The organism is Elusimicrobiaceae bacterium (assembly GCA_028700325.1).
Taxonomy (GTDB): Bacteria; Elusimicrobiota; Elusimicrobia; order Elusimicrobiales; family Elusimicrobiaceae; genus JAQVSV01.
Genome location: JAQVSV010000009.1, coordinates 24,063 through 40,612, shown reverse-complemented (window position 1 = coordinate 40,612; position 16,550 = coordinate 24,063). Strand labels below are relative to the sequence as shown.

The window sequence follows — 16,550 nt, the reverse complement described above, 5'->3', positions numbered from 1 at the left end:
ACGGCCGCGGGCGTCAGCAGATGCGCGGCAGTACTTCGCCTTCGGGCGAGCTTAAGATACGCTCCGCGCCGATGGCGGTGGCAAGCAGCACCCGTCCGGTTTTGCCTTCGGTGACCGTGCCCGCGATGGCCGCTCCGCCGCCGAATTCCGTATCGCGCATGACGGCTAAAACCCGCTCCGCCCGGTCGGCCGAGCAGAACAGGCAGAGTCTGCCTTCGTTCGCCATCGCCAGCGGGTCCGTGCCGAGTATCGCGCACGCGGCGCGCACCGCGTCCGACACGGGAATGAGCCGTTCCTCCATGCTGAAATCCCTGCCGCAGGCCGCGGCCAGCTCGTTTAGTGCGCCTGCCAGGCCGCCGCGGGTCAGATCGCGCATGACGCGGATGAAAGGCGCGTGTTCCTTCAGTATCGCGGCGGTCAGGCCGTTCAGCGGCGCGCCGTCGCTTTTTATTCCGCTTTTCAGGCCCAGCCTGTGGCGCGCGTTCAGAACGGCGACACCGTGTTCGGCGAGCGGGCCGCTTATTATTATCCTGTCGCCGGGCCGGATGCCGGCGGCGGACAGGCGCACCCCGTCCGGTATCACGCCAATGCCGGATGCGGTTATGAACATGCCGTCCGCTTTGCCTTTTTCAACCACCTTGGTATCGCCCGTAACTATCTCGACGCCCGCTTTCAAGGCGGTTTTCTGCATGGAGGCGAGCGTGTTTTCCAGTTCCTCTATTTCAAGCCCCTCCTCCAGAATAAGCGCGACCGAAATCCATTTCGGGACCGCGCCCTTCACCGCCAGATCGTTCACCGTGCCGCAAACGGCTATGTGCCCGATGTCGCCGCCGGGAAAAACGCGCGGGCTGACCACATAAGAGTCCGTCGTGAAAGCCAGCCGCCCGCCGGGCGGGGGCAGTTCGGCGGAATCTTCCAGCCGCGCGAGCACCGGGCCGGTGAAATGCTTTAGAATGGTTTCGGCTATCAGCCGGTCGGTTCCCGCTCCGCCGGACCCGTGCGACATGGTGATTTTTTTCATAGCGGATCTCCATAACGGTACCACGCCGCGCATGCGCCTTCCGAAGAAACCATGCAGGGGCCTTTGGCGTCGGCGGGTGTGCAGGCGGTTCTGAAAAGCGGACAGTCGGACGGAGCGGCTCGCCCGGTGATAACCGCGCCGCAGAGGCAGCCGGGCGGCTCCGGCGTGTCAGGCTCGGATATTTCAAAAACGGTTCTGGCGTCAAATGCCGACCAGTCCGGGCGGAACGCCAGGCCCGACAGCGGAATATCGCCTATCGCGCGCCAGCGCGCGGTTGCCGCCGTGAAAACCGCGTTTGTCACGCGCGTCGCTTCCGGGTTGCCCTGCGCGCGCACCGCGCGCGGGTAAGCGTTTTCCACTTTCGGCTCGCCGGCTAGAATCTGTTCAAGCAGCAGGTTGACCGCGTGCAGGATGTCCAGCGCCTCGAAACCCGCCACCACGCAGGGTTTTTTAAATTCCCCGGCCACAAAGCTGTAAGGGGCCAGTCCGATGACCGAGCTTACATGGCCGGGCAGCAGAAACCCGTCCAGTTCGGTTTTGTTTTCCAGTAAAGCCCGCAGAGCGGGCGGCACCAGTTTGAAAGCCGGGTAAACGCTGAAATTTTCAAGTTTTTCGTCACGCGCCTGCATAACCGCCAGCGCGGCGGACGGGGTGGTGGTCTCAAACCCCGCTCCGGCGAACACGACGCGGTTTCGCGGGTTTTGCCGGGCTGTTTCAAGCGCGTCCTGAGCGGAATAGATTATTTGCACCTGCGCGCCGCTGCGGCGGCAGTCTTCAAGGCTGGCGCAGGCTCCGCGCACCTTAAGCATGTCGCCGAACGCGGTGATTATCACGCCGGGTGTTCTGGCGACTGACAGAATCCCGTCAATCACGCCCGGCGGCGTCACGCAGACCGGACAGCCCGGCCCCGACAGCAGTTTCATGTTCCGCGGCAGCAGCCTGCGCAGGCCCGCTCTGGCGATTGACATGGTGTGGGTGCCGCATACTTCCATTAACGACACGGGCCTGCCTATGCGTCCGGCAAGCAGATGCGCGCGCTCGGCCATTTTCAGGGCGAGCGCGGAGTCCTCGAATATATGGCCGCTGCCGGTCATGGTTTTTCGGGCGATTGCGCCTGCTCCAGCGAAATTTCGTAAATCTCGCGGAAATGCCGCATTGTTTCCTCCGCTTCCGTTTCGCTTAAAAACTGGATGGCGAAACCGGCGTGCACCAGAATGTAATCGCCGGGCTTCGCGCCCGGCAGCATGGCGACCGACACGGCGCGCGTTACTCCGCCAAAATCGGCCTGCGCGGTTTTATTCTCTACGCTTATGATTTTTCCCGGCACGGCAAGGCACATGATGTTATCTCCGTTAAATGGTTATCGCCAGCCCGTCTTCGGCGACCGATGAATTGGCGAAAATGGCTTTTGCCGCGGAGTCCGCGACTGTGCGGGTCGCAGCATCCGGATAGCGTACCGGGTCGAAATGCGTCAGAATCAGCCGTTTCGCGCCGCTGTCGCGCGCGCAGGCCGCCGCAAGTTCGGGGTTCATGTGCGGCCATTCGGGCCGTTCTTCGCCGGGCAGATAGGCGCATTCGGTTAGCAGCAGATCGGCGTTGCGGGCCAGCCTGTCAAGGTTCGGACAGGGGCCGGTATCCGGGCCGTAGCTGAAGACGCGGCCTTCATGCTCGAGCCGGAAACCCCAGCAGCTGTCCGAATGATCAAGCTCGTAACCGGTCAGCTTAAACGGCAGTTTTCCGAAATCCCGGCTTTCCATTATTGAGGCCGGATAGCTCATTTTTGAAAGCGGCACGGTAAACGGCGAATTTATAAGGGCGGCAAAGGGTTCGCGGTATCCGTCCGGCAGCAGGAACAACACCGAGTGAAGGTTATGCTTGACCAGCGTATGCAGACCCGCCACATGGTCAAGGTGCAGATGGCTGATGAAAACATAGACCGGCTTGCCGGGTTTTACGCACCGGTCCAGAAAGGCGAACCCGCCGCCAGCATCCAGCACCAGATAGAAGTCAGCGGTTTCAAGCACGGTGCATAAGGTATAGCCGGCCGGCGAATCGTACCAGCCGCTGGTGCCCAGAAATGTCAGTTTCATAGCAATCCTTTGGAAAACAGCCAATATATAATTTTAGCCATATTCGGACGTTGTCACAAGGCGCATATCCGCTGTATAAATACTATAATGAAAATATTATGCCGAGGTTCGATTCCGTTTTCGCGCTTTTCCTGCCGCTTCTGGCCGGGCTGGCCGTGATAGCCTGCGTGCGGCGTTTCTGTCCGCGGGCTATAAAACCTTGCGCGCTGGTCTGCGCGGCGGCATTTTTCGCGCTGGGTTTTTTGCTGCTGCTTGAAACCGGCAACGGGCTGGTTCCCAAGGCGGTTATTGAAATGCCGATGGGCATGACGCTGCTGCTGCAGGCGGATTATCCGGCCATGTATTTCATTTTCCTTACGGGTCTGCTCGTTCTGCCTGTTTTCCATTCTTTTTCGATACCGGTTGAATTCCTGCGGTATTCCACCGGGTTTTTTGTGCCGGCGCTTGTGCTGCTGGGGTCAGCCGCCGGGTTTGCCATGAGCACGAACCTGATGTGGATGTTCGTGTTCTGGGAAATCGCGTCGGTCTGCGCATGGCTGCTGAAAATTTTCGCTGACCGCACCTCCACTCCCATCGCCGCCGACCGCGAATTCATTTCCGGCGAGGCCGGTTCGCTTTTGGTGCTGCTGGGCATAATCGGCGTATATGCCGCCAAGGGCACGCCGGATCTGGCGCTGCTGAAATACGCCGAATTGCCGCGCCTGCCGGTGCTGCTTATGGTGGCCGGCGCGATCATAAAAACGGGTATCGCCCCGTTTGCGGGCCAGTTCTCGGATTCCGTCAAAACGGGGTACTGCGCCGCCGCGCTTACTCACGGGGCGCTGCTGGTGAATTTTGGCGGATTGTTTCTTCTGAGGGCGCTGGTGGGGCTTGACTGCTGGAACCCCGAGTGGAACGTGTATGCGGCATTGCTGCTTATCTCCGGCGCGGTTATGAGCGCGGGCGCGGCGTTGAGCGAGTTCGATTCACGCAAAATAATCGCGCTGTCCATGTCGGCCAACGCCGGGCTGGCGGTTTTCGGACTGTGCCTCGGTTCCGAGGGGTCCGCTTCCGCCGCGATGGAGCTGGTTTTTATGGCCGCGGCGGCGCATACGGGCCTTTTCCTTGCGGTCGGCGCGGCGGCGGCCCGTACGGGCGGATATGACATCAGGGAAACTCCGTCCGCTTTCCATGCGATGCCCTATACCGCGCTCGCGTGCGGGTTGTGCGCTCTTGGCGTTGCCGGGGTTCCGCCCGCGGCTGGTTTTACCGCGAAATTCGCGCTGCTTAAATCGGTTATACTGTTCTCGCCCTGGGCGGCGGTTCTCTTTATGCTGGCGCTGGTGTTGAACGGGTTGGCTATGGCGCGCCTGTTTTATTCGGTGTTTTTTACCGGGCCGGTGCGGCTGCCCGCTGTGGAGGCGCAGCCCTGTGTTTTTTCCGGCGCCGTGATCGCCGGCGCGACAGCGCTGGTTTTCGGAGTGCTGGCATATTATCCGGCCGAATTTATCAGGGTGATGGTGAGCGTGGTGACAGGATGAATGCGTTTAATCTGCTGCTGCCTGTGCTGCTGCCGCTTGTGCTGGCGTTCGCGCCGGTGCGGCAGATGCCGCGCCTGAAAAACGCGCTGCCTGCCATGGCGGCCGCCGCCTGCCTGTTTCTTATGGCGATGTTTGTGGGGGAAGGCGTGGTGCTGAGCGTGCCGTGGACCGGCGCCTTCGAGTTCAAGCTGCGGCTGACGCTTTCGCGATGGCTGTTCCTGTTCCTTTTGTATGCGCTGTCGCTGCCGCCGCTGCTGTACCATGCGGCAACCTGCGGCGGCCGGCGGGACGGGATTGCCACTTCCGGGCTGCTGGCCGGGCTGTCGTTGTCGGCCATATTGATAATGGCCGGCAATCCGGCCACATTTACTCTTGCGTGGCTGTTGTCCGGGGTGAATTATTTTCTGCTGACCGTGCGCGACGCAAGCGTGCCGGCCCAGGCCGCCGGCCTGCGCCTGATTCTGGTTCATTCGTTCGCCGGGCTGCTCGCCGGCGCGGGCCTGCTGATGTCGAGCAACGCCACCGCCGACATGCTGATTTACGGCTGGACCGAAGTTTATGCCGCGCGCGCCCAGCTTGTAGCGCCGGGCCTGATGCTGACGGCGGTTTTGATTAAAGCCGGAATTTTTCCGTTTAACGGCTGGGCGCATGAAGCGGCTCAGTATCTGCCGCCGGCCGGGCCGGCGTTATGTTTCGGCGTGTGGGATAAAATAGCCGCCGCCGTGCTCATGCTCAAGGCGTTCAGCGACGAAGTGCCTCTTTCGGCGGTTCAGGGCGGAGTTGTGGGCATTGTTTGCGCCGGCGCTGTTTTGCTGTGCGGCGGCGCGGCGTTTTTCGAAACGCGCGTGAAAAAGATCGCTTTTCATGTGTCGGCTTGCGGCGCGGCCCTGATCGCGCTTTCTTGCGCAGGGGACGCGGCCGGGTTCCGTTTTTCATGCGCGGCCGCCGCGATGGTTGTGGCGGCGGGTTCGGCTGCCATGCTGCTGGCGGCCGCAGAGCTCGAAAAAAGCGGATCGGTCACCGATTGCGCCAGCGCAGCGGGCGCGTTCAAGGCGCAGCCGTTTGCTGCGGTCATTTTCGCGGCGGGCGGAATTTCCGTTTCGGGGCTTGTGCCTTTCGCCCTGTTTTATCCGGCCTCTTTGATCATTGCGGGAATGCCGGTGTATTTCGCGCCAGTCGCGCTGGCTGTCATGGCGGGACAGGCGTTGGGGTTTGCCTCCGTTGTCAAAGTGTTTTTCAGCATGTCAAAGCCCGCAGCTGAAGGCGGTGGGGCGCAGCTTCCGCACACCGCCGCAGCGGTGAAAGGGGTGTTCGCGCTGGCTTGCGCCGCGCTTGCGGGACTCTGGCTGGGGGTGCCTGTCGCGGTCAGGTTTCTTCTGCCGGAGCTTAGCGTTTTTGGCGGCGGGAACGAGGCGGTAATCTGGCGCGTTGCCATCGTTACGGGCTGTTCGCTGCTGGCGTGCTGGTGCGGTTACAAGGCGGGCCGGTCAGCCGGAGAAAAACCCTATCTGGGGCTGTACGGGAGCATTTCTTCCAATCCGCGCTGGAACCGGGTGATCAATATGGCGGGCAATGAGAGTTTTTATCTGTATCCGGGCGTGATGCATGTGCTGTTTTCGGTCGGCAGACTGCTGTCTTCTGCGGACCGGCTTGCGGGTTTTTTAACAGGCGCCGTGCCTGCCTATTGCACGGAGCTGGTTGCTGTTGTCATGTCGCGGCTTAATCGCGGGCAATATGAGCGGCGCTTTTCGTATCTGCTTGCCGGCATGGCGGTGTTTCTGATCATTGCGATCATGGAAGGCGCCAAATGAGTCTTTACATGTATCTGCTGGTTCCGGCGGTTTGCGCGCTTACGGTGCTGTTTCTCGGCAGGTACCGGCCCAGGCTGGCCGGCCCGATTACCTGCGCCGTGCTGGGCGCGGGGTTGCTGTCGGCGTTGTTTCAGCTCCCTGTCTATCGGGCGATTGTGCTGTTTGCCGGTAGGCTCAACGTTTCGCCGGTAAGCGTTACCGCGAGCGAAACCCTGTCGTTCCTGATGATCCTGAGCGTTTACCTCACCGGGTTTGCCGCCGTGTTTTTCGCCTGTTATGACGAGCCGCCCACCACGCGCCGGCGGTTTTATTTCGCGCTGGTGCTGGGGGTTGTGGCGGCCATGTCGGGTGCGGCGGCGTCGGAGGATTTGCTTGCGCTGTTTGTTTTCACCGAAACGGTTTCGCTTCTGACCTGCCTGCTGGCTTCGCTTGACGATACGCCCCGCAGCGCCGGGGCCGCCCTTAAAACCTATTCGTTTTCCATTGTCGGCGCGGCCGCGGCGGGGGCGGGCAGCGCGCTGGCCGCGTACTGCGCCGGCGGCACGTCGTTTTCACAGCTGGCCGCGGTCGGCGGCGGAAGTCTGGGTATGCGCATCGCGGCAGCGCTTGTGTTATGCGGGTATGCCGTAAAGGCCGGAATAATGCCGTTTCATGGTGATCTGCCGGAACTGTATTCAACGGCGCGCGGCGCGCGCAGCGCCGTTTTGGCCTGCGCGGGCATCCGCACGGCCGGGATTTACGCGGTGCTTAAAATCATGCTTGTGCTGCCCGCTTTCGTCTATGCGCCCGCCGCCCGCGCGCTGATGCTGTTTGGCGTGTTTTCGCTTATCGCGGCGGCGTTTCTGGCTTTTACCAAACAGGACCTGAAGCATCTGCTGACTTACGCCGGGATCAGTCAGGCGGGTTATGTGCTTATCGCCGCGGGGCTCGGCACTCCGCTCGCGATTGCGGGCGCCGTGTTTCAGCTGGTATCGGAAACCGCGGCGGAAACGGTGCTTTATCTCAATTCCTCGATACTTGAAAGGCAGACCGGCGTTCATGATATCGCCGATATGGGCGGCCTGCGCCGCCGCATGCCCTGGACGGCGGGCACTACGCTGGTGTCCGCGCTTTCCATGGCGGGCCTGCCGCCGCTGGCCGGGTTCTGGGGCCAGTTCGTGATAATTTTTTCGCTGTGGAAGACTGATCATCCCCTGTTCGCCGCGGGCGCGGCGTTCGGAGTTCTGCTTACTTTTGTCTACACGCTTTCCTCATACCGGAAAATTTTCCACGGCCGCGTGCCGATCCCGCTGGACAATGTAACCGAGCCTGCCGGCGGGTTTCTGGTGCCCACCGTGCTGTTATCGCTGCTGCTGGTGCTGGCGGGGCTTTGTTTCCCTTATATTTTCACACAGCTGCTGGAACCCGGCGCGAAGGTGTTTATATGATGGCGCTGCTTGTTTTTTTCTGCGCGTTTGAAGCGCTGGCGGCGGCGGTGGTCGCCGGCGACGCGCGCGGCGAGCGGCCAGCTTTCCTGCTCGGCGGAGCCGGGCTTCTTGTGGCGGGCGTGGCTTTTGCGCTGGGAGGGCCGCTGGCCGGGCTGTGTGTGCTGGTGTTTTCCTGCGTTTTGCCAGCCGCGGCATTCCATTATGTGCAGAAAGGGTTTGGGGTCAAAACTTTGTTCCGCGAGCCGGCGCGCAGATTTTCCGCGCTGATGCCGGCGCTGGTTTGTCTGGTTATCGTGTTTATCATGAAGCGGTCGGTTTTCGAAATTTTCACCCGGAGCGCGCCGGCGTCTTCCTCGGCCGGCGAAAGCGCCGCTCTGCCGGTTTTAAGCGGGCTGGTTATTTTGTGCGGTGCGGCGGCGGTTTCGGTCGCGCTGGCTTTGCTGGTCGGTTCAAGACCGGGTCAGCAGGGGGACGGAAAATGACGGCGCATATTGTCTGGATGGCCGCCGCGCTCACGGGCTGCGCGGGAGTATACTGTCTGGCGGTTTCGCGCAATGTTTTTAAACTGATCCTGGGCGCCGATCTGGTTTTCAAGGCGCTGGTTCTGTTCGGCGCGGGGTTCTGCGGGCTGGATGGCGCCGGCGCGGGCCGGATCGTGATGGTAATCTCCGGGATTGAAGGGCTGGTAATTGTCGCCGGGCTCGCTCTCGCCGTGCGGTTTGTGCGGCTGAGCGGTTCGAACGATATCGGAAAAACGGATACTTATGACGACTGATAATGCCCGCGCAAAACTGTTTTCAAAAGGGACGATCCTTTTTAATTTCGCAGTTTTATGCGCGGTCTATCTGTTTTATTTCGGGCTGACCCGGCTGGTGTTTCTGTTCGTGTTCGGTAATTCTGGACTGGCGGCGCGGGAAGTGCTGTATGCGTTTTTTCAGGGCGGGCGGCTCGATCTGTCGCTCGCGGCCACGTTTGCTCTGCCGGTTTATGTTCTGCTGGCTTTGCTTTCGGCTTTTAACGCGCCCGGCAAAGCGGTGCGCGCCTGCGCGGACCTCTGGTTCGGCCTGTTTAATGCCGTGCTGCTGGGGTTATGGATTGTGGAGTTTCCGTTCTATTCAAACTATTCCTCCAGGCTCAACCATCTGTTCTTCGAGTATTTCGCCAACCCGAAAGAGCTTGCGGTCACGATGTCGGGCATAGTGAACCTGTGGGTGGTGCTGCCGCTTATTCTGCTGGCGATGGGCGCGGCGGTTTACGCCACCTTGCGGCTTGATGGGAAAATATTCGCGTTCAGGGCGCAGGGAGCCGGCGCGAAAGCGGCCTCGCTTGCGCTGGCGGCCGGCCTGACGGTGTTATTTATCCGGGGCGGGTTCCAGCGCCGGCCGATTAACTGGGGGGCGGCTTTTTTCAGCAGTCATAACATCATAAACCAGCTGGCGCTAAACGGGCCGTACAACCTGTTTCAATGCTGGCAGATTTACGAGGAGGAAAAAGGCAGGACCGTTTCTTCCGCCAGGTATTATGCCGACGGCGAGGCGCTGGAAATTCTGCGTTCCGGGTCGGACTGGAACGCCCCGCCCGCGCGGCTTCTTCCCGGGTCCTCCGGCCGCCCTAACGTGGTGCTTGTGACGATGGAAAGTTTCGCCGGCAAATACTGCGGCGCGGTGGGCGCAAAGCAAAGCCTTACCCCCAATTTCGACCGCTTGGCCGGAACCGGGTTGCTGTTCACCAATTTCTACGGCAATGCCACACGCACTTCGCGCGCGCTGTTAAGCGCGCTGAACTCGTATCCGCCGCTGCCGGGCGTGAACCTTACAAAGAAGATTCAGGCGCAGCAGGCGATGCCGTCCGTCGCGCAGTATTTGCTGAAGGAAGGCTATGCCACGCTGTTTTTTTACGGAGGGGACCGGCATTTCGAGGATATGAGCGGGTTCTTTCTCAAGGCCGGATTTGAAAAATTCTACGATTTTTCCGATTTTACGGATGTCGCCGCGCATAACCCCATAGGCGTGTATGACGAGGATCTGTTTTTTAACGTAAACCGCATATTGTCCGGCGCAAAAACTCCGTTTTTCGCCGAAGTGATGACGCTTACCAATCACGGCCCTTTCACGCTGCCGCCCGCCTACACGGCGCGGCCCGATCTGCCCAAAGAATTGCGCACGATGTATTATTCGGACTATGCGCTGGGCAAATTCATCGAACAGGCCCGAAGCGAGCCGTATTTCAACAACACCGTTTTTATTATCACCGCCGATCACGCCACTTATGAAGAACGGTTTGTGCGGGACAGGTTCCATATTCCGCTGCTTGTATGGTCGCCGCTGCTTCAAAAGCCGGGCCGCGAGGAACGTGTGTTTTCGCAGCTTAACCTGCCAATGAGCGTGCTGGGGTTGTGCGGGGCCAGCACGACCAGCGCCGGCACGCCGTTTTTCGGCACGCCGTTTTTCGCGGGCAACGGCATGGCTTATGTGCTGGAGGATCCGTATTTCGGGGTTATTACGGACAGGTATTTTTATCGCGAAACCATTTCCGGCGGGCAGGGTTACCTGTTTTATTTAAACGGCGCGCCCGCCACGGACCCCGGCGAGCAGGCTCGCCTGGCCCGGTATGCACGGGCAATGTTGCAGATAAGCCGTGAACTGTTTTTTAAAGGACAGGCCGCCGGTTCCTGGAAAAAACCGGATTATATAATCCGCTGATTCTGCTTACCTGCTCGCCCCGTCCGCGTTTTTGAACCCGTACCGTGGGGCAAACCGCTGATTTTCAAATGCGCGCGCAAGCGCGCGTTTTGTTTTTTCCACTGCGCGCCGGGTTACCGGCAGGCAGCGGCAGATATCCAGAGGCGTGGCCGGGGAGTTTGAATTCCGCTTTTAGATCCCCGGTGTTTGCAGGCAAGGCAAAATACTAAGGGGGGGGGGCTTCGTAGAGATCCCTCTTGAAAAACCAACACGAAATGCATTAAATCATTTCTCGGGCGGTATTATGCACAATTTTGTCCATTAAGCCATTAATTCACATATTTGCCGGCAGGCCCCATGCGGCGCAGCCGGGGAAGCACATGAAAAAGCCCCGTCCTTGCGGACGGGGCTTTTGACCGGAAATGAACGGCGCTTATTTCTTTTTATTGTTCTCGTTGCTTTTCAGCAGGTCGCCCAGCGTTAACGGCGGAGCTTCCTTAAGGTACTGCTGCACAATTTTGCGGTTCTGCATGGTTTCGTAGCGTTTGACCGACAGCGTGACCCGGTAAGTCTTGTAGTTCACGCCCACTACGACCGCCGAGATATTGTCGCCGACCGCGGGTTCGCTGTCCGCCGTGTAATCCTCGATCGAAACAAAACCTTCCACGTCCGGCGCGATGGAAACCCGGATCCCCTCGTCATTAATTTCCAGCACTTTGCATTTCACCGTCGTTCTGGGCGCGTATTTCCGGCGCAGGATGTCGGCGGGGTTGGGATACAGCTGTTTCAGCCCGAATTCGAGGCGGGGCGTTGCCGCGTCCAGCTTCAGCAGTTTTGCGCGCAGGCGCTGGCCGCGCCGGTATTTTTCGATGGCGGCTTCCGCGTCTTTCCACGCCACATTGTCGTAGGCTACAAACCCTTCAATCCCGTGGAAACGGAGGAACACGGTGTCCTTGGAGGTTTTCGACACGACAACGCGCAGCACGTCGCCTTCCTTGATTTCGGAAAGCACGTCGCCCCTGCGCGATTTTTCGTCTTCTTCCAGCACGCTCTTGCGCGATACGATGAGCCGGTTTTTTTCCTTCGCAAATTCGATAATCTGGCACCGGATTTTCGCGCTCTCCGGCAGGTGATGCTTGTAGGCGGGATGCATCTCGGAAAGCGACAGCGGCATGAAGCCCCGTATCCCGAAAACCTCGACGATGTAGCCGCCTTTTACCGCCTGCGCGATTGTTCCTTTCACGCGGGCTTTTGCGTTAAACGCCTCTTCGCACTGCACCCAGCCCTGCGCTTCCGCCGCGCGCCGGTGCGAAAGCACCGCATGGCGGTCTTCGCCGCCGCGCTTGTCCAGAATCGCCGACACTTCAGAGCCGACCGCCGGCAGATTTTTAGGACCCTGAAAATCCGACACCGGAATTATGCCCTCTTTTTTCTCGCCGATGTCCACCAGCACAAAGTCCTTATCCACCTGCACCACTTTCACCTTTACAATTTCCCTGCCCGACAGATGCTTGCGGAATTCGTCCTGTTCCGCGAAAAGATCCTCCATCGTCATGTTTTCCTGAGCGGTAAGCGCCTCTACAGGGTTTGTATGGCTTTCTTCCTGATTACTGGTTGTTGTCGTCATAGCTCTCTTGCGCCGTGCCGCACGGTTCCGCCGTGGGCGCGACGCGTTGCCTCCGTTATAATTTTTCTATCTTTTCCATTAGTTTTCGGGAAAATTCCTTATAGCTTTCCTTCTTGTCGGTGATACGGGTTTCCTGCGTGAACCGGTTCCAGCTGTACGGTTCGCCGAACATCAGGCTCAGCCGTGCCGGATGCGGAAACCGCTCCGTGCCTCTTATCCGGGCCGGCACTACCTGCGCGCCGCTGCGGCAGGCGATAAAGCCCACCCCGCTTTTCGGCTCGGCGATTCTGCCGTTTTTCGAGCGCGTTCCCTGCGGGAAGATTATCATGCAATCGCCTTTGGCCAGCCCGTTAATAGTGCTGCGCAGCGCGTTCAGATCGCCGTCAGGATTATAGCGGTCAACCGGTATGGCCCGAACCTGCCGGAGCGCGCGGCCCAGCAACGGCACGGAAAACAGCTCTTTTTTCGCCACAAACCGCGGCGGCCTTACGCGCAGAACCGTAATGTCAAGCGCTACGGGATCCGCGTCCGAAAAATGGTTGCACGCGATTATCACGGAACCCGTTTGCGGAATGTTTTCAAGCCCGTCGGTTTTGAGCCGGTACAGCCCGCCTAAAACGAGCCGTCCTCCCAATCTTATCAAATCTGCGATCACCGTTGCTTAACCAGCGTCAATATCTCGTCAACAACCTGCCCGATATTTCTGTCGGTGGTGTCAACAACGACGCCGTCCTCCGCCTGTTTCAGGGGCGCGAATTTCCGGCCCTTGTCGTTACTGTCGCGCGCGATGATGCCGGCGAGAATGTCAGCGTAGCTGGCGCTTATCCCGGCGCGGACAAGCTGTTCGCAGCGGCGGCGCGCGCGCGCCTGCGGCGCCGCATCCAGATAAATTTTCAGCTCCGCGTCGGGAAAAACCGCGGTGCCGATGTCTCGCCCTTCCATAAGGATCGCGCCTTCCCGGCCCAGTTCGCGCTGAAGTTTTTTCATGAACTCCCGCACGCCCGGATATCTGGCTATGCCGCTTGAGGTCCTGCTGACCGTTTCGGTGAGGATCCGGCTGTCCATCAGTTCGCCGTCCAGAAAAGTTTTTATTGTGCTGCCGTCAATACGCCGGAATTCCCATTGGAGCCGGCCGGGCAGCGCGCTTACGGCGGCTTCGTCCTCCGGATCCATGCCGAGCGACAGGGCTTTCCATGCCAGCGCGCGGTACATCTCCCCGGTGTTGATGAACCCGTACCCCAGCCGTTCGGCGACAATCCGGCAGACCGTGGATTTGCCCACGCCGGCCGGTCCGTCCACCGCTATCACCAGTCCGTTTTTCCGCGCCACGGGTTACTTTGCCTTTACCGGATCCGCCTGAGGCGCGTCGTCCGCCGCGCACCCGGTTTTAAGCCGCCGCAGCGGCCGGACCCATTTCGTGAAATTTGAAGGCTTCAGCGAATATTCATGCACCAGCCGCGCCACTTCGCCAATCGGCAGAAATTCCTCCCAGTTGACCCGCAGGATCCGCACGCCCGCGCCTTCCATCTCGTCAATGAACTGGCGGTAATTGGAGTCCAGCGCGCGCAGGTATTCAAGCGAAATGCCGGTTTCTATGTTGCGCGCGCGCATTTTGATGCGCTCAAACGCCGTTTCCGGCCGGCAGTCGAGATATATCATGAGCTGCGGAAAAACCAGTTCGCGCAGTACCATGTTGTCGAACAGATCAAGATAGGTGTTGTAGTCGAGATCGCTTATGATCTTGTCCGGCCGCTGGTTGAGCATGCGGGCGAAAATGGTGTCTTCCCAGATGGTCCGGTCCTGCACCACTCCGCGGATTTTGCCGAGGCTTATCCGGGTCACGAATTCGCGGTGCTGGCGGAACCGGTGGTTTAGCAGCCATACCTGCATCATGGTGCCGTAGGCGGCCATGTCGTTATAAAAATGGGAAAGGTACGGGTTTCCGCTAACCTCCTCCATTACCGGTTCGAAATTCAGCGCTTCGGCCAGCTGTTTCGTCAGCGTTGATTTGCCTACCCCGATCGTGCCTGCCACTCCGATATAGCCTTCTGCGAACATACCCGCTCCCGGACTTAATAAGTTGCGCTACTTGGTCGAGTTGACGTCGGCTTCAATGCCCCGCACCGACAGCATGACATCATCGGGATTGGAAGCGGCCGCCAGAATTTCGTTCAGGTCAACCAGCCCCTGCTGATGCAGCTCCACCATGGACTGGTTGAAAGTTTTCATGCCGTAATAAGCGCCTTTCTGGATAGCCATCGTGATATCGCTCAGCTTGTTTTCCTCCACAAGCTTCTGGATGTGCGGAGTTTTCACCAGCACCTCTATCGCAGGAATCCGGCCGCCCTGTCTGGCCGCCAGCAGCCGCTGGGAGATGATCGCCACCAGCGTGTCCGCCAGCTGCAGCCGAATCTGGGTCTGCTGATGGGGCGGAAACATATCAACGATTCGTGACAGCGTCTGCGTCGCGTTCAGCGTATGCACCGTGGCGAAAACCAGATGACCCGTTTCCGCCGCCGTTATCGCGGCGTGCATGGTTTCCAGGTCGCGCATTTCGCCCAGCAGAATAACATCCGGATCCTGCCGCATGGAGGCGGTCAGCGCGGTTACGAAATCGGTCGCGTCGGCCCCTATTTCCCGCTGGCTGAGGATGCTTTTTTTGTCAACGTGCACATATTCGATCGGGTCTTCTATCGTGATGATGTGTTTCTCCATCGAGCCGTTGATATGGTCTATCATGGAGGCCAGCGTCGAGGATTTTCCCGAGCCCGTTATGCCGGTCACGAGCACCAGCCCGCGTTCCTTTTCGGCGATTTTTTTAAACACTTCCGCCGGCAGGTTCAGCGATTCCATCGTGGGGATCTTGTTGGGTATGTGCCGCACGGAAATGTTGATTTTCGAGCGCTGCCGGAATACGTTGAAGCGGAACCGCCCGTAAGTTTTGCCGTCTATGGAAAAGTCAACCTGCAGCTGTTCCGCGAAAATCCGGCGGGTGCGGGAGTCCATGCAGGCCTCCGCCACCGCTTCCACTTCCGCCGCCGTCATGCGGCTGCCTTCCAGCGGCTTTACGTCGCCGTTGATGCGGATATAGGCGGGATTGTCGCTCCTTATGTGCAGATCGCTCGCCTTGTGTTCCACCATCGTTTTCAAAAGTACGCTCAAGTCAACGGCCATATGATGCTCTCCCCTGAGTCTGGTTGTTTGTCCGGCGTTTTCAGCCCCGCATCAGAAAAAACCTTTCTTCTTGCCTCTGCGCAAAAAAGCCGGCACCAGCATTTCATCGCGCACCGGCTCCTCTTTCTGTGCGCCCGGCCCGCCCGGCAGCGCGCCGCCCCGCTCCGGCGAGGCCTGGCGCAACACCTTGCGCGCGCTTACCTTGCGGGTCGTGAGATCGTTTGAAAAACCCGTCGCGATCACGGTTATCCTCAGAGAATCTTCCTGCACAGACTCATCGTACGCGGTGCCGTAAATAAGCACCACGTCCTTGCTTGCGGTTTCGCGGATGAAATCAACCGCTTCGCGCTGTTCCATAAGGGTCAGATCGCCTTTGCGCGACAGAAAATGCACTATCAGCCCGCGCGCGCCGTCCAGCTCCGCGTTTTCCAGCAGCGGCGATTTCACGGCTTCCCGGGCAGCCGCCAGATGTTTGCCCTCGCCGCTTTTTTCGCCTATCCCTATAAGCGCCGGCCCGGAATTAGCCATCACCCGTTTCACATCGTTGAAATCAACGTTCACCTGCCCCGCCCGGGTGATGATATCGGTGATGCCCTGTATGGCCTGCCGCAGCACCTCGTCGGCCATACGGTAGGCGTCCGAGTCGGACGTGTGCTTGTCTATTATGGAAAACAGCCGTTCGTTCGGAATGACCAGCAGCGAATCCACATATTTGCGGATCTCGCGGATCCCGCTTTCGGCCTGCTGGGCACGGGTGTTGCCTTCAAACTGGAAGGGGCGGGTCACCACCCCGATGATGAGAATGTCTTCCCCGCATTCCTCGCGCGCCACTTTCGCCACGACCGGCGCGGCGCCTGTGCCTGTGCCGCCGCCCATCCCGGCGGTAACGAACAGCAGGTCAACCCCGCGGACCACCTGCCGGATCTGCTCGGCTGATTCCTCGGCCGCTTTGCGGCCCTTTTCCGGATCCCCGCCGACCCCCAGCCCTTTTGTCAGGTTTTCGCCCATCTGCACCCGGTAAGGCGCAAGATTTCTGCGCAGATCCTGCGAGTCGGTGTTTAACGCCACGAAATCCACGGCGCTGATTTTTGCCTCCACCATGCGGTTGACCGCGTTGCCGCCGCCCCCGCCCACCCCCACCACCTTGATTTTCGCGGTTTTGCGCTGGAATTCAAATATATTGCCGGTTTCTGTCATAC

The 16,550-nt window shown here is 59.6% G+C and carries 16 protein-coding genes; 6 read left to right on the top strand and 10 right to left on the bottom strand.

Annotation, left to right across the window (positions count from 1 at the left end; all coding sequences use genetic code 11):
• Positions 1–13 precede the first annotated feature (13 nt).
• From hypE to PHW69_02380, 4 genes are read right to left on the bottom strand one after another with little or no spacing between them, the layout of a single operon-like run.
• Positions 14–1,021, bottom strand: coding sequence for a hydrogenase expression/formation protein HypE (hypE, locus tag PHW69_02395; GenBank protein ID MDD4004035.1), 1,008 nt, complete (start codon positions 1,019–1,021; stop codon positions 14–16).
• Complete coding sequence (hypD, locus tag PHW69_02390) at positions 1,018–2,115, bottom strand: hydrogenase formation protein HypD (GenBank protein ID MDD4004034.1); 1,098 nt, start codon at positions 2,113–2,115, stop codon at positions 1,018–1,020. Before hypD ends, hypE begins: the two co-directional genes overlap by 4 nt.
• Positions 2,112–2,360, bottom strand: a complete 249-nt coding sequence (locus PHW69_02385; GenBank protein ID MDD4004033.1) for a HypC/HybG/HupF family hydrogenase formation chaperone — start codon at positions 2,358–2,360, stop codon at positions 2,112–2,114. The genes hypD and PHW69_02385 overlap by 4 nt, the downstream gene beginning before the upstream one ends.
• Positions 2,361–2,373: 13 nt before the next feature.
• The gene (locus PHW69_02380) at positions 2,374–3,111 is read right to left on the bottom strand and encodes an MBL fold metallo-hydrolase (GenBank protein ID MDD4004032.1); all 738 of its coding nucleotides are present in this window, start codon (positions 3,109–3,111) and stop codon (positions 2,374–2,376) included.
• Between the two features lie 98 nt (positions 3,112–3,209).
• On the opposite strand from PHW69_02380, the gene PHW69_02375 reads away from it, so the two are divergent.
• Genes PHW69_02375 through PHW69_02350 form a run of 6 tightly spaced genes read left to right on the top strand, consistent with a single transcriptional unit; the run spans position 3,210 to position 10,571 of the window.
• A complete protein-coding gene (locus tag PHW69_02375) occupies positions 3,210–4,631 on the top strand; it encodes a proton-conducting transporter membrane subunit (GenBank protein MDD4004031.1) in 1,422 nt (473 codons plus the stop codon).
• Positions 4,628–6,442 carry a proton-conducting transporter membrane subunit gene (locus PHW69_02370; GenBank protein ID MDD4004030.1) on the top strand — a complete coding sequence of 605 codons (1,815 nt, stop codon included), beginning with the start codon at positions 4,628–4,630 and terminating at the stop codon, positions 6,440–6,442. The genes PHW69_02375 and PHW69_02370 overlap by 4 nt, the downstream gene beginning before the upstream one ends.
• Positions 6,439–7,869 carry a complex I subunit 5 family protein gene (locus tag PHW69_02365; protein MDD4004029.1) on the top strand — a complete coding sequence of 477 codons (1,431 nt, stop codon included), beginning with the start codon at positions 6,439–6,441 and terminating at the stop codon, positions 7,867–7,869. The genes PHW69_02370 and PHW69_02365 overlap by 4 nt, the downstream gene beginning before the upstream one ends.
• Positions 7,866–8,351, top strand: a complete 486-nt coding sequence (locus PHW69_02360) for a hypothetical protein (GenBank protein ID MDD4004028.1) — start codon at positions 7,866–7,868, stop codon at positions 8,349–8,351. The genes PHW69_02365 and PHW69_02360 overlap by 4 nt, the downstream gene beginning before the upstream one ends.
• Positions 8,348–8,644, top strand: a complete 297-nt coding sequence (locus tag PHW69_02355; protein ID MDD4004027.1) for a hypothetical protein — start codon at positions 8,348–8,350, stop codon at positions 8,642–8,644. Before PHW69_02360 ends, PHW69_02355 begins: the two co-directional genes overlap by 4 nt.
• On the top strand, positions 8,634–10,571 hold the full coding sequence (locus PHW69_02350; protein ID MDD4004026.1) for a sulfatase-like hydrolase/transferase: 1,938 nt from the start codon (positions 8,634–8,636) through the stop codon (positions 10,569–10,571). Before PHW69_02355 ends, PHW69_02350 begins: the two co-directional genes overlap by 11 nt.
• A gap of 412 nt (positions 10,572–10,983) precedes the next feature.
• Here PHW69_02350 and PHW69_02345 read toward each other — a convergent pair whose 3' ends face one another.
• The 6 genes from PHW69_02345 to ftsZ are packed head-to-tail and all read right to left on the bottom strand — an operon-like array spanning position 10,984 to position 16,548.
• On the bottom strand, positions 10,984–12,177 hold the full coding sequence (locus tag PHW69_02345; GenBank protein ID MDD4004025.1) for a S1 RNA-binding domain-containing protein: 1,194 nt from the start codon (positions 12,175–12,177) through the stop codon (positions 10,984–10,986).
• 55 nt (positions 12,178–12,232) lie between these two features.
• Entirely contained in the window at positions 12,233–12,820 is a 588-nt protein-coding gene (locus PHW69_02340) for a lysophospholipid acyltransferase family protein (GenBank protein ID MDD4004024.1), read from the bottom strand.
• 8 nt (positions 12,821–12,828) lie between these two features.
• Positions 12,829–13,506 carry a (d)CMP kinase gene (cmk, locus tag PHW69_02335; protein ID MDD4004023.1) on the bottom strand — a complete coding sequence of 226 codons (678 nt, stop codon included), beginning with the start codon at positions 13,504–13,506 and terminating at the stop codon, positions 12,829–12,831.
• Positions 13,507–13,509: 3 nt separating this feature from the next.
• Complete coding sequence (locus PHW69_02330; protein ID MDD4004022.1) at positions 13,510–14,235, bottom strand: deoxynucleoside kinase; 726 nt, start codon at positions 14,233–14,235, stop codon at positions 13,510–13,512.
• A 27-nt stretch (positions 14,236–14,262) separates the two neighbouring features.
• Positions 14,263–15,351, bottom strand: coding sequence for a PilT/PilU family type 4a pilus ATPase (locus PHW69_02325; protein ID MDD4004021.1), 1,089 nt, complete (start codon positions 15,349–15,351; stop codon positions 14,263–14,265).
• A gap of 51 nt (positions 15,352–15,402) precedes the next feature.
• Positions 15,403–16,548, bottom strand: coding sequence for a cell division protein FtsZ (ftsZ, locus tag PHW69_02320; protein ID MDD4004020.1), 1,146 nt, complete (start codon positions 16,546–16,548; stop codon positions 15,403–15,405).
• Positions 16,549–16,550: the final 2 nt, after the last annotated feature.

Coding starts and splice junctions, on each gene's coding strand:
- hypE (MDD4004035.1), bottom strand. CDS start 1,021: ATGAAAAAAATCACCATGTCGCACGGGTCCGGCGGAGCGGGAACCGAC.
- hypD (MDD4004034.1), bottom strand. CDS start 2,115: ATGACCGGCAGCGGCCATATATTCGAGGACTCCGCGCTCGCCCTGAAA.
- PHW69_02385 (MDD4004033.1), bottom strand. CDS start 2,360: ATGTGCCTTGCCGTGCCGGGAAAAATCATAAGCGTAGAGAATAAAACC.
- PHW69_02380 (MDD4004032.1), bottom strand. CDS start 3,111: ATGAAACTGACATTTCTGGGCACCAGCGGCTGGTACGATTCGCCGGCC.
- PHW69_02375 (MDD4004031.1), top strand. CDS start 3,210: ATGCCGAGGTTCGATTCCGTTTTCGCGCTTTTCCTGCCGCTTCTGGCC.
- PHW69_02370 (MDD4004030.1), top strand. CDS start 4,628: ATGAATGCGTTTAATCTGCTGCTGCCTGTGCTGCTGCCGCTTGTGCTG.
- PHW69_02365 (MDD4004029.1), top strand. CDS start 6,439: ATGAGTCTTTACATGTATCTGCTGGTTCCGGCGGTTTGCGCGCTTACG.
- PHW69_02360 (MDD4004028.1), top strand. CDS start 7,866: ATGATGGCGCTGCTTGTTTTTTTCTGCGCGTTTGAAGCGCTGGCGGCG.
- PHW69_02355 (MDD4004027.1), top strand. CDS start 8,348: ATGACGGCGCATATTGTCTGGATGGCCGCCGCGCTCACGGGCTGCGCG.
- PHW69_02350 (MDD4004026.1), top strand. CDS start 8,634: ATGACGACTGATAATGCCCGCGCAAAACTGTTTTCAAAAGGGACGATC.
- PHW69_02345 (MDD4004025.1), bottom strand. CDS start 12,177: ATGACGACAACAACCAGTAATCAGGAAGAAAGCCATACAAACCCTGTA.
- PHW69_02330 (MDD4004022.1), bottom strand. CDS start 14,235: ATGTTCGCAGAAGGCTATATCGGAGTGGCAGGCACGATCGGGGTAGGC.
- PHW69_02325 (MDD4004021.1), bottom strand. CDS start 15,351: ATGGCCGTTGACTTGAGCGTACTTTTGAAAACGATGGTGGAACACAAG.
- ftsZ (MDD4004020.1), bottom strand. CDS start 16,548: ATGACAGAAACCGGCAATATATTTGAATTCCAGCGCAAAACCGCGAAA.